This window comes from Amycolatopsis sp. NPDC089917 (assembly GCF_040684635.1).
Lineage (GTDB): Bacteria > Actinomycetota > Actinomycetes > Mycobacteriales > Pseudonocardiaceae > Amycolatopsis.
In genome coordinates, this window is sequence record NZ_JBFBGL010000004.1 from 232,658 (window position 1) to 245,373 (window position 12,716).

The 12,716-nt window shown below is 71.9% G+C and carries 6 protein-coding genes; 4 read left to right on the forward strand and 2 right to left on the reverse strand.

The window, feature by feature from the left end:
• Nucleotides 1-7 precede the first annotated feature (7 nt).
• Entirely contained in the window at nt 8-229 is a 222-nt protein-coding gene (locus tag AB0N89_RS05400; RefSeq protein WP_364200445.1) for a hypothetical protein, read from the reverse strand.
• The gene (locus AB0N89_RS05405; protein WP_364200446.1) at nt 229-6,621 is read right to left on the reverse strand and encodes an SDR family NAD(P)-dependent oxidoreductase; all 6,393 of its coding nucleotides are present in this window, start codon (nt 6,619-6,621) and stop codon (nt 229-231) included. Before AB0N89_RS05405 ends, AB0N89_RS05400 begins: the two co-directional genes overlap by 1 nt.
• A 303-nt stretch (nt 6,622-6,924) precedes the next feature.
• Here AB0N89_RS05405 and AB0N89_RS05410 point away from each other — a divergent pair, with 303 nt between their 5' ends.
• The 4 genes from AB0N89_RS05410 to AB0N89_RS05425 are packed head-to-tail and all read left to right on the forward strand — an operon-like array spanning nt 6,925 to nt 12,564.
• Nucleotides 6,925-8,616 (forward strand): NAD(P)/FAD-dependent oxidoreductase, encoded by a 1,692-nt coding sequence (locus AB0N89_RS05410; protein WP_364200448.1) that lies wholly within the window; start codon nt 6,925-6,927, stop codon nt 8,614-8,616.
• Nucleotides 8,617-8,635: 19 nt separating this feature from the next.
• Nucleotides 8,636-10,048, forward strand: a complete 1,413-nt coding sequence (locus tag AB0N89_RS05415; RefSeq protein WP_364200449.1) for a class I adenylate-forming enzyme family protein — start codon at nt 8,636-8,638, stop codon at nt 10,046-10,048.
• 27 nt (nt 10,049-10,075) lie between these two features.
• Nucleotides 10,076-11,014 carry an ACP S-malonyltransferase gene (locus AB0N89_RS05420; protein ID WP_364200451.1) on the forward strand — a complete coding sequence of 313 codons (939 nt, stop codon included), beginning with the start codon at nt 10,076-10,078 and terminating at the stop codon, nt 11,012-11,014.
• On the forward strand, nt 11,011-12,564 hold the full coding sequence (locus AB0N89_RS05425) for an MFS transporter (protein WP_364200453.1): 1,554 nt from the start codon (nt 11,011-11,013) through the stop codon (nt 12,562-12,564). The genes AB0N89_RS05420 and AB0N89_RS05425 overlap by 4 nt, the downstream gene beginning before the upstream one ends.
• Nucleotides 12,565-12,716: the final 152 nt, after the last annotated feature.

A 12,716-nucleotide genomic window follows, 5' to 3' on the forward strand; every position in this document is an offset into this window, starting at 1 on the left:
TCGCTGGTCAGAAGATCTCGTCGGTGAGGAAGCCGAAGACCTTGTCGACAGCGGCGTCGAAGAGCAGGTCGTCGAACTCGTCGTCCTTGTCTCCGGCCGCGTAGGACAGCAGCAGCTTCTTCAGCGGCTTCGCGACCTTCTTGCGGTCTTCAGGTTTCAGGTCGCCCAGGCGTTCGCTCAGCCGCTCGATGTCGGCGAGCACCTTGGCGACGGCTTTCTTGTCGGCCATCAGGAAATCCCCAGTTCGGTGGCCAGGAAGTCGACGACTTCGTCCGCGGTCGCGTCTTCCAGCCGTCCGCCGACGTCGGTTCCGGTCGTGGTGAGGCCGTCGAGCAGGGTCCGCAGTCGTCCGGCGACCGCGGCCCGGCCGTCGTCGTCGCCGACCCCGGTCAGGCGCGCTTCGAGCTTGTCGAGTTCGGCGAGCACGGCGTCGGCCGCGCTGAGCGACGGCGGGGCCAGTTCGGCCAGCAGGTGACCGGCCAGCGTGGCGACGGTCGGATGGTCGAACACGGCGGTGGCCGACAACCGCAGGCCGGTGACGCCGTTGATCCGGTTGCGCAGTTCGACCGACGTCAGCGAGTCGAAGCCGAGGTCCTTGAACGCGCGCGCCGGGTCGATCATGCCGCCCGCCTCGTGCCCGAGGACGGCGGCGGCGTTGTGCCGCACCAGATCGATCAGCAGAGCCGTGCGTTCTTCGTCGGGCAACGCCGTGAGCCGCTCGGCCAGGCCGGCGCCGCCCGTCGTCGCGGGTCCCGCGGCGCGCCGGGTGGCGACCTTCGCGAGACCACGCAGGACCGGCGCCACCTCGGTGGTCCGGGCGTGGGCGCGCAGCGCGGCCCGGTCGACCTCGATCGGCAGGACGGCGGTGAACCCGCCGTCGAGAGCCGCGTCGAACAGGCCCAGCCCGGTCTCGGCGGTCAGCGGCGGCAGACCTTCGCGGGCCATGCGGTCGACGTCGTTCTCGGCCAGCCCGCTGCCCATGCCCTCCCGCCAGAGCCCCCACGCGAGGGAGACGGCGGGCAGGCCGTGCGCGCGACGCCGGGCGGCCAGCGCGTCCAGGAACGTGTTCGCGGCCGCATAGGAGGCCTGGCCCGCCGAGCCGACGATCCCGGACACCGACGAGTAGAGCGCGAACAGCGCGAGGTTGTGGCCGAGGGTCAGCTCGTGCAGGTGCCAGGCCGCGTCCACCTTGGGGCGCAACACTTTCGCGAGCCTTTCGGGAGTCAGGCCGGTCAGCACGCCGTCGTCGAGGACACCCGCGGTGTGCACGACGCCGGTCAGCTCGACGCCGTCGAGCAGCGCCGCGAGCCGGTCGCGGTCGGCGACGTCGCAGGCGACCACCCAGACTTCGGCGCCCAGGCCGGTGAGCTCGGCGGCGAGTTCGCCCGCGCCCGGCGCGTCCGGGCCACGACGGCTGGTGAGCAGCAGTTTGCGGACGCCGTGCGTGGTCACGAGATGCTTCGCGACGAGCGCCCCGAGTCCGCCGGTGCCCCCGGTGACGAGCACCGGCCGCTCCGGGTCGAGGGCTCGCGGCACGGTCAGCGCGACCTTGCCGATGTGCCGGGCCTGGCTGACGAACCGGAACGCGTCGGGTGCGTGCCGGACGTCCCAGGTCCGCACCGGCAGCGGGGTGAGCGCACCCTTGTCGAACAGGGCGATGAGCTCGGCCCAGATCTCGGCGGTCCGCGCCAGGCCCGCTTCGATCAGGTCGAAGGCCCGGTACGCGACGTTTTCGGGCGCGCGGACGTCGGTCTTGCCCATTTCGAGGAACCGGCCACCCGACGCGGTCACGTCGAGGGAGGCGTCCACGAACTCGCCCGCGAGCGAGTTGAGCACGACGTCGACCCCGCGTCCGCCGGTCGCGATCCGGAAGTCCTCGGCGAAGTCGAGAGTCCGCGAAGAGGCGATGTGGTCCGCGGGCAGTCCGGCGGCGCGCAGGACGTGCTGCTTGCCCTCGCTCGCGGTGCCGAACACCTCCGCGCCCAGATGACGCGCGAGCTGCGTCGCGGCCATCCCGACCCCGCCCGCGGCCGAATGGATCAGGATCGACTCGCCCGCCTTGAGCCCGGCCAGGTCGGCCAGCGCGTAGTAGGCGGTCAGGAAGACCAGCGGCACGGTCGCGGCCTGCTCGTCGGTCCAGGCGTCCGGGACCCGGGTCAGGAACGGGCGCTCGCCGACGGCGACCGGGCCGATCCCGCCGTGCACCATGCCCATCACGCGGTCGCCCGGCGCCAGATCGGTCACCGCGGTCCCGGTGGCCAGCACCGTCCCGGCGACCTCGCAGCCCAGCGGCCCGGCCTCGCCCGGGTACATGCCCAGGACGTTCAGCACGTCGCGGAAGTTCAGCCCGGCCGCCCGGACGGCGATGCGGACGTCGTCCGGTCCGAGGTCCGGCTCGTCGATCGGGGTCAGCGTGAGGTTTTCGACCGTGCCCTCGCCGGACTTGTCCAGCCGCCAGGGTCCCTCGGGCGGCAAGAGGATTCCCGCGCCCGCCTCGGCGATCCGTGGGACGAGCGGGACGCCGTCGCGCACCGCGACCTGCGGTTCCCCGGTCGCCACGGCCATCGGCACGTCTTCGGCCTCGCCGTCGACGAGAACGAACCGGCCCTCGTGTTCGGCCTGCGCGCTGCGCACCAGACCCCAGATCGACGCGGCGGCCGGATCGGTGGCGTCCGGCCCTGCCGCGTGTCGCGTGTGGACGACCAAAGTGGACTCTTCCCGCGTCACCCAGTCCTGGAGCACTTCCAGGACCCGGGTGCCGAGTTCGTGCGCGGAGACCACCGGATCGCCTTCCGGCAGTACCGAAAGCACGGCGGGCTTGCCGGGGACGACCTCCGGATACGCCGTGCACGCCACCGGTTCCGCGACCGCGACCGGCGTCCAGTCCACGGTGAACAGTCCGGTGGGAAGGTCCCGTCCGCGAGCGGCCGGGCGGCGGACGACCAGAGACCCGACGCTCAGCACCTCGGCGCCCGACGGATCGACGGCGGTCAGCGAAACGGTGTCCTCCGTGTGGAAGGTGACCCGCAGCCGTAACGCGGTCGCGCCGCTCGCCCGCAGGCGGACTCCCGACCACGAGAACGGCAGCCCACCGGCGGTCTCCGCCGACTCGCGGAAGAACATCGCGTGCAGACCGGCGTCCAGCAGGGCCGGATGGACGCCGAAGCCGCCGTGCTCGTCGCCGGGAAGCTCGACTTCGGCGTGGACGTCGTCGCCGTCGACCCACACCGCCCGCAGGCCGCGGAACGCGCCCGCGTAGTCGAAGCCGGGCAGATCGTCGTAAAAGCCTTCCAGGGAAAGGGATTCTCCCTGAGGCGGCCACGCGACGTCCGGAGCGGTGACGTCGACTTCGGCGGCGAGGACGCCGTTCGCGTGCCGCGTCCACTCCTCGCCGTGCTCCGGTCGCGAATGGACGGTGATCGCGCGACGGCCGTCGTCGTCCGCGGCGGCCACCACGACCTGGACCTCGACCGGCGCGGTGAGCACGAGCGGTGCGCCCAGGGTCAGCTCCTCGACGCATCCGCAGCCGGTCTCGGCGCCCGCGTGCAGGGCCAGTTCGAGGAAACCGGTGCCGGGGAACAGGATGTCGCCGCCGACGCGATGGCCGTTCAGCCACGGCTGGTCGGTGACCGAGAGCCGGGCGGTGAACACGGTGTCGCCGCCGGGGACCGCGACCACCGCGCCGAGAAGCGGATGTTCGGCGCGGCGCAGGCCGAGCCCGCGCGCGTCCCCGCCCGGACCGGGAGTGAGCCAGTACCGCGACCGCTGGAACGGGTAAGTGGGCAGATCGATCCGTCGGCCGCCCGGGGCGAGCGCCGCGAAGTCGACGTCCGCTCCCCGGACGTGGGCGGTGCCCAGCGCGGTCAGGAGTTCGGGGACCTCGGGTCGCTCGCGGCGGAGCAGCGGGCGCGCGACACCGTCGTCCACCAGCGCCGACAGGACGCCGTCCGGGCCCAGTTCGAGGTAGGTGCCGCAGCCGGCTTCCCGCAGGACGCGCAGCGCGTCGGCGAACCGGACGGCCGCCTCGACGTGCCGGATCCAGTACTCGGGCGTGTCGTGCCCGCCGATCTCGCCGGTGACGGTCGATACGATCGGCAGACGCGCGGGGCGGTAGTCGGCGAGCCGCGCGATCCGGGCGAAGTCGTCGAGCATGTCCCGCATCAGCGGCGAGTGGAAGGCGTGGCTGACGTTGAGCCATTTGACCTTGCCGTCGAAGCCGGAGATCGCCGCTTCGAGTGCGGCGCGGGCGCCGGACAGCACGACGGCCTCCTCGCCGTTGACCGCGGCGATCCCGCCGTGCTCTTCGTGCCCGATCAGCAGCGCGCGTGCCGTTTCTTCGTTGGTACGCAGGGAAACCATCGCGCCGCCGCCGGGCAGCTCGCGCATGAGCCTGCCGCGCGCGGTCACCAGCATCGCGGCGTCGGACAGCGACAGCACGTCCGCGACGTGCGCGGCCGCGAACTCGCCGACCGAGTGCCCGCAGAGGTAGGCGGGCACGACGCCCCAGGACTCCAGCAGCCGGAACAGGGCGACCTCGACGGCGAACAGCGCGGGCTGCGCGTAGTCGGTCCGGTCCAGCAGCGCCGGGTCCGCGTCGCCGAACACCACGTCCCGCAGCGGGAGGTCGAGCTGCAGGTCCGTGTGGGCGCAGACCTCGTCGAAAGCCTCCGCGTAGACGTCGTAAGCGTCGTAGAGCCCGCGGCCCATCGCGATCCGCTGGGCGCCCTGTCCGGTGAACAGGTACGCGAGTTCGGCGGGCTCCGGGAGCGGTCCGCCGCGCAGCACGCGGTCGTCGAAAGCGGTCAAGGCGTCCGTCAGGCTCGCGGCGTCCGAGGCGACGACGAAAGCGCGCTCGGCCAGCGTCGCCCGGGTCTTGGCCAGCGAGAAGGCGAGGTCCGCCGGGTTCGCTTCGACGTCCGCGAGCTGGGCCGCACGAGCGCGCAACGCGTCCGGGTCGGCCGCCGAGAACGCGACGGCGACCGGCCCCGAAACGTCAGGTGTGGGCTCATCGGGCACTGCGGGCGCCGGTTCCTCGAGGATCAGGTGGGCGTTCGTACCCGAGATGCCGAACGACGAGACGGCGGCCCGGCGCGGTTCCTCGCCGCGAGGCCACTCCACCGGCTCGGCCAGCAACGAGACCGCGCCGGAAGACCAGTCGACCGCCGACGTCGGGTCGTCGCCGTGCAGGGTGCGCGGCAGGCGATCGTGCTGGAGCGCCATGATCATCTTGATCACCCCGGCCGCGCCCGCGGCGGCCTGCGCGTGTCCGATGTTGGCCTTCACCGACCCCAGCCACAGCGGCGTTTCGCGGTTCTGGCCATAGGTCGACAGCAGCGCCTGCGCCTCGATCGGGTCGCCGAGGGTGGTCCCGGTCCCGTGCGCCTCGACAGCGTCCACAGTGGACGCCCCGATCCCGCCATCGGCCAGCGCCGCGCGGATCACCCGCTGCTGGGACGGGCCGTTCGGCGCGGTGAGCCCGTTCGACGCGCCGTCGGAGTTGACCGCGCTGCCCCGGATCACCGCGAGGACCGGATGGCCGTCGCGCTCGGCGTCGGAAAGCCTTTCCAGCACGAACATTCCCGCGCCCTCGGCCCAAGCGGTGCCGTCCGCGGCGGCCGAGAACGGCTTGCAGCGCCCGTCCGGAGCCAGGCCGCGCTGATGCGAGAACGCCACGAACGGACCGGGTGTGCCGAGCACCGCCACCCCGCCGGCCAGGGCGAGTCCGCACTCGCCGTTCCGCAGCGCGCGGACCGCGAGGTGGAGGGCGACCAGCGAGCCGGAGCAAGCGGTGTCGACGGTCAGCGCGGGCCCTTGCAGGCCCAAGGTGTACGCGATCCGGCCGGAGACGACGCTCGGCGCGCTGCCGGTGAGCAGGAGACCGTCGAGGCCCTCGGGCGCGTCGGCCAGGCGGGTGCCGTATTCCTGCGGCTCGACGCCGACGAACACTCCCGTCCGGCTGCCGGTCAGGGTCCCGGCGTCGATCCCGGCGCGCTCAAGTGCCTCCCACGCCGTCTCCAGGGCCAGGCGCTGCTGCGGATCCATCGCGAGCGCCTCGCGCGGCGAGATCCCGAAGAACCCGGCGTCGAACTCGGCCGCGCCGGGCAGGAACCCGCCGTGGCGCACGTAGGTCCGGCCCGGTGTACCCGGCCGGGGGTCGTAGAGGCCGTCGACGTCCCAGCCGCGGTCGCGCGGGAACTCGGTGACGACGTCCCTGCCTTCGTCCACCAGGGACCACAGGGCGGCGGGCGAATCCGCGCCGCCGGGGAAGCGGCAGCCGATGCCGACGATGACGATCGGTTCGCCGGAGGCCGCCTCGCCTGCCGCGGCGTCCACGGCCTCGGCTCCGAAGAGACACTCGTCGAGGAAGCCCGCCAGCGCTTCCGGCCCGGGATGGTCGTAGGCGAGGGTCACCGGCAGGTCGAGCCCGGTTTCGGCGCTCAGCCACGCGTGCAGCTTGACCGCCAGCAGGGAGTCGAACCCGAGGTCGGCGAAGGTGCGGCCGGCCGGGAGCGGCCCGCCCAGCACCGCCGACGTCGCCCGTCGCACCAGGCCCAGCAGCGTGCGGCGCCGTTCGGCGCGCGGCCTGCTTTCCAGCCGTCGCAGGGAATCCAGCTCGGTCATGCGCGCACTCGCCACCTCGGGTCGCCTGGCACAGGGAAGTCGCGGTCCAGCTAGCCACAGCGGCCCTCGCGGGCGGGAGGGAACTGTTCCACCGCCGGGTAACCGCCCGCTCCCTGCCGGGTTTCCGAGTCGTGGGCAAGCGGTGGAAAAGGTATCCAGCGCGCCTGATCGGAATCGTTAACGTGGCTTTCGGCGAACCGGATTTCAGCGTTGAGACCCGTAGCCGCACGAGAACGCCGGCGTCCGCCGTGCCGGCCCGGGGTCGTCAGCGCGACGCCAGAACTAGTGCCGGAGGTAACGCCGATGACCATGTCTCCCGTCGAAGAACACGTCCTGCCCCGCCAGCGGGCCGAGGCGGCGCCGCCGACGAGCATGCTGTGCCCCGATTTCCCGTTCGCCTACGACGACTGGATCCGCCACCCCGCCGGTCTCGGCCGGATACCGCGCCAAGCGCACGGCACCGAGGTCGCGGTGATCGGCGGCGGGCTGTCCGGGATGGTGGCCGCCTACGAGCTGATGAAGCTCGGCCTGAAGCCGGTCATCTACGAGGCCGAACAGCTGGGCGGCCGGATGCGCTCGGTGAGCCTGCCGGGCTACCCGGACGCCGTCGCCGAACTGGGCGCCATGCGCTTCCCGCCGTCCGCCGGCGCGCTCTTCCACTACATCGACAAGGTCGGGCTGGAGACGACGCCGTTCCCGAACCCGCTCTCCCCCGCGTCGCCGAGCACGGTGATCAACCTGCACGGCGAGAACCACTGGGCGCGCACGTCCGCCGATCTGCCGCCGGTGTACCGCGAGGTCAACGACGCCTGGACGAAGACCCTGCAGGAGCAGGCCGACATGTCGCTGATGGAGGACGCCATCCGGCGCCGCGACATCACCACCATCAAGGCGCTGTGGAACCACCTGGTCACCAAGTTCGACAACGTGTCCTTCTACGGATTCCTGACCTCGTCCCCGCTGTTCTCCTCCTTCGAGCACCGCGAGATCTTCGGCCAGGTCGGTTTCGGCTGCGGCGGCTGGGACACCGACTTCCCCAACTCCGCGCTCGAGATCCTGCGGGTGATCTGCACCGACACCAGCGACGAGCACCATCGCATCCTCGGCGGCTGCCAGCAGCTGCCGCTCGGTCTCTGGGCGGACGAGCCCGCCGACCTCGAGTACTGGCCGTCCGGCACCTCGCTGAAGAGCCTGCACGGCGGCGAGCCGCGCCCGGCGGTCGTGCGGATCGACCGGACCGGCCGCGGGTTCACCATCGAGGACGCGAACCGCGACGTGCGCACCTACCCGGCCGCGATCTTCGCCGCGCAGAACTGGAACCTGCTCTCCGGCATGAAGAGCGACGACTCGCTCCTGCCGCAGCCGGTCTGGACCGCGCTGGAGCGCACCCACTACATGGGCGCGTCCAAGCTGTTCGTCATCACCGACCGGCCGTTCTGGCTCGACCAGGACCCGGCGACCGGGCGGGACGTGATGAGCACGACGCTCACCGACCGCATTCCGCGCGGGGTCTACCTGATCGACAACGGGCCCGACGAACCCGGCACGATGCTGCTGTCCTACACGTGGAACGACGACTCGCTGAAGGTCGCCTCGCTGACCCCGGACGAGCGGCTCGACGTGATGCTGGACGCGCTGGCCAAGATCTACCCGGGCGTCGACATCCGCTCGCACATGATCGGCCCGCCGATCGCGATCACCTGGGAGACCCAGCCGCATTTCAAGGGCGCCTTCAAATCGAGCCTGCCCGGCAGTTACCGCTACCAGCGGCGGCTGTTCACCCAGTTCATGCAGCGTGACGCCGCCGACCATCACCGCGGCTTCTTCCTCGCCGGCGACGACGTCGCGTGGATCGCCGGTTTCTCCGAGAGCGCGGTCACCACCGCGCTGAACGCCGTGTGGGGCGTCGTCGAGCACCTGGGCGGCGGCACCCATCCGGACAACCCCGGTCCCGGCGACGTGTTCGACGAGATCGCCCCGGTGAGCCTGGATTGACAGCGGAAAGGACTTCCCCATGTTCGCGAAGATCTATTCCCCCGACGCGGTCACCGGCGGCGCGGCCTTCGAACAGCAGGCCCTCCGCGTCGCCGAAGTACTGCGGGACCGGGGCGTCGGCTCCGGTGACCGTGTCCTGCTCAAGGCCGACAACACGCTGGCCTATCTGACGATCCTCGTCGCGCTGATGCACGCCGGCGCGTCGGTGGTGCTCGTCGATCACATGGAGCACGCCGACCGCACGGCCGAGACGATCGCCGGTTCCGGTGTCGTGCTGGCCGTCGTCGACGACGACGCGCCGATGCCGGTGGACGCGCCCGCGGCCTACACCTACGAGATCATGGTGGCCGCCGCCGACCGGACCCCGACCGATGTCCGGCTTCGGTTCGACGTCTGGGAAAAGCTGCCCGACAGCCTCGTGATGTGGTCGTCCGGCTCGACCGGCGTCCCCAAGGGTGTCGCGAAGAACGGCGCGCGGTTCCTGAAGAACCTTGAACGCAACGCCGACCTCGTCGGTCACGTCGCCGACGACGTCCTCCTGCCGCTGCTGTCGTTCAACCACCAGTACGGCCTGTCCATGGTGATGATCGCGTGGCTGCGGGACTGCTCGCTGGTGATCGCGCCCTACCGCCGTCCCGACCGCGCGCTGCGCCTGGCCGGGCGCGCCGGGGCGACGGTCGTCGACGCGACGCCGTCCACGTATCGCAGCCTGTTCAACATCATCGGCAAACGCCCCGCGCTCAAAGAGGAATTCTCCCGCGTGCGCATGCTGTGCAGCGGTGCCGCGCCGCTCGAACCCGGGGTCGTGGCGCAGTCGGACGAGCTGTTCGGCATGCCGCTGCTCGACAGCTACGGCAGCACCGAGATGGGCAACGTCGCCTTCGCCAACATCGGGAACCCGCGCGGCTGCGGGCAGATCGTGGAAGGGCTGACGCTCCAGGTCCGCGCCGACGACGGCACCGTGCTGCCCCACGGCGAGGTCGGCGAGCTGTTCGTGCTCGACCCGGATCTGATGGAGGGCTACCTCGACGCCACCGGTCAGGTGCTCCCGGTCGACCGCGGCTGGTACGCCACCGGCGACCTCGGCAGGCTCGACGCGGACGGGAACCTGTTCGTCGTCGGGCGCAAACGGGCGGTGCACCGCAACGGGCACACCCTGCACCCCGAGGTGATCGAGCACCGCTTGGCCGGTGAGGGCTGCTCCGCGAAGATCGTCGCGCTGCCCGACCAGCGGCGCGGGTCGAGCCTGGTGTTCGTCGTCGAGGACGACGCGCAACGCGACTCGCGGTACTGGCGTGACCGGATCTGCGGGGTGCTGCCGCCCGCGGAGCAGCCGAACCGCGTCCTCGTCACCGATCAGTTCCCGTTGAACCGCAACGGGAAACCGGACCGGAAGCGGCTGGAGCAGTTCGCCGCCGCCGAACAACTCTGATCCCCGTCACGAAACTGGGTGTGCGCAGTGGAAAATTCCACCGATGCCGTCCTCTTCCCCGGCATGGGCCCGGCCCGTGCCTCGGAACTGGGCCGGTTCCTCGTCATCGATCCCCTGGCCCGGCGCCTGCTCGGCGTGGCCGAGCACGCGCTCGGGCGTTCCCTGCTGGATCCGCTCGCCAGAGCGGACGAGGAGTACACCGAGCACACCCAGATCGCGTTCGTGCTCGCGTCGCTGGCGCTGGCCGAACGCGCGGAGCGGGAGCACGGGCTGGTGCCGGTCGCGGTCGGCGGCGCCAGCTTCGGTGAACGCGCCGCCGTGGTCCGCGCCGGTGCCCTGCCCGTGGCGGATCTCGTCCGGCTCGTGGACGCCGTCGCGCGCCGGGAACGGGAGTATTTCGAGACGACGCATCAGGATCTCGTCAGCCAGTTCATCGTGCGGACACCGGAACCGGCGCTCGGCGAGATCCTCGACGGGATCGGCCACGAGCTGTCCGGCCGGTTCGACGACGAGGTCCACCTGGTGACCCTGCGCGAGACCGACTTGGACGACTTCGTCCGGCGGGTGCGGGCGGCGGGCGGATACGCGCTCACGACCATGCGGCCCGCGGCCCACGCGCGGATGCTCGGCGGGCTGCGCGACAGGCTGGCGGAAGAGGTCTTCGGCGGGTTCGGGTTCTCGGACCCGGCCCTGCCGATCGTGTCCGACCAGGACGGAGAGCCGGTCCGGACTGGCGGCGAGGCGGCGTCGCTCCTGCTGGAGTCGACGGTCAACGCGGTGCGGCTGCCCGGGCTGGTCCACCGGTTCGCCAGGCTCGGCGTCGGCCGGGTCCTCGTCGCCGGCCCGGACCACCTGCTGCACCGGCTGCCCGGGCTGACGTCGGCGTTCACCCTGCTGCGCGCCGACCTCCGGGACACGCTGAAACCGAAACCCCGGCCCCGGCTGCCCGAGGCGGTGGCCGCATGAGCAAGGCCCGCGACATCGCCACGATCATGGTGTCCTGCCTGGCGCAGCTGATGGTCGCGATCGACATGACCGTGCTGCACCTGGCGGTGCCGGCGCTGACCACCCAGCTCGGCGCGTCGGCCGAGGAACTGCTGTGGATCGCGGACGTCTACGGCTTCGCCATGGGCGGCCTGCTGGTGACCATGGGCAATCTCGGCGACCGGTTCGGCAGGCGGCGGGTGCTGCTGATCGGGGTGACGGCGTTCGCGCTGGGCTCGCTGGTCGCCGCCTACGCCCCGAGCTCCGAAACGCTCATCGCGGCCCGCGCGCTGCTGGGGGTCGCGGGCGCCGCGGTGCTGCCCTCGACGACTTCGTTGCTGCGCGCGGTTTTCACCACCCAGCGGGCCCGGACGGCGGCGGTGGGTGTCACCGCCGGGGTGTCGGCCGCGGGGTTCGCGATCGGCCCGATCGTCGGCGGCGTGCTGCTGGAGCACTTCTGGTGGGGTTCGGTCTTCCTGGTCAACATCCCGGTGGCCCTGCTGATCCTCGGCGCGGCCCGCGTCGTCCCCGAATCGCGGTCCAGCGGCCGGTTGCGGCTCGACCTGCCCAGCGTGCTGCTGTCCATCGTCGGCCTGGTCGCCGTGGTGTACGGGCTGAAGGGCGCTTTCTACGTCGGCCTGTGGTACCCGGAAGTGCTCGGCGCTTTCGCGGTCGGTGGCGCTTCGCTGCTGTGGTTCGGCCGACGTCAGCGGCGCCTCGACCAGCCGTTGATCGACCTGGACCTGTTCCGGCGCCGCGGGTTCTCCGCGTCGGTCGGTTCGAACCTGGTGTCGGTGTTCACGATGTCGGCGTTCGCCCTGATCTCCAGTCAGTACTTCCAGCTCGTGCTGGGCTGGAGCCCGCTGCGCTCCGGGCTGGCGTTCGTGCCGGGCGCGATCGCCGCGCTCGTCGCGGGCGGTGTCGTGGCGGCCAAGGCGGTGCGCCGGTTCGGCCGGGCGACGACGGTCTCGGGCGGGCTGGCGCTGGCGTCGGTCGGCTTCGGGCTGTTCGGCGCGATCAGCACGGACTCGCCGTATCTGCTGGTCCTGGCCGCGCAGGTGGCGTTCGGCGCGGGCGCCGGACTCACGCTGACCGTCACCGGCGACACCATCCTCGGCACGGTCCCCCGGGACCGCGCCGGTGCCGCGTCGGCGATCTCCGCCACCGCCTACGAACTCGGCGGCTCGCTCGGGATCGCGGTGGTCGGGAGCGTGCTGTCGGCGGTCTACCACGCCGAACTGACCCTGCCCGCCGGTGTGCCACCGGATCTCGCCGCCCAGGTGCGGGAGTCGTTCAGCGCCACCGCGGCGGTCGCGACCGGCCTGCCGGAACCGGTGGCGACGGCGGTCCGCACGGCGGCCGAGGAGTCGTTCGTCGGCGGCATCCGGACCAGCATGCTCGGCAGCGCGGTGGTCATGGTCGTGCTCGCGGTGGTGGCGCTGCGGAGCCTGCGAGGGGTCCCGAAGGTGATCGAAACGGACGTCCCCCCGCGACCCGACCCGGTGGCCGAGGCCCCGAGCACCCGCGGCTAGCGGCCGAACAGCTGTCCGTGAAGGCCTCCTTGAGGGACCCAGAGTCCCTCAAGGAGGGGCGGATTCACCTGGTGGTTGCAACGTTGGTTGTTTCGTTCGGGAAGAGTAGTCGTCGTAGGCACTCGGCTGGTGTTTGCCAGCCGAGTGTTTTG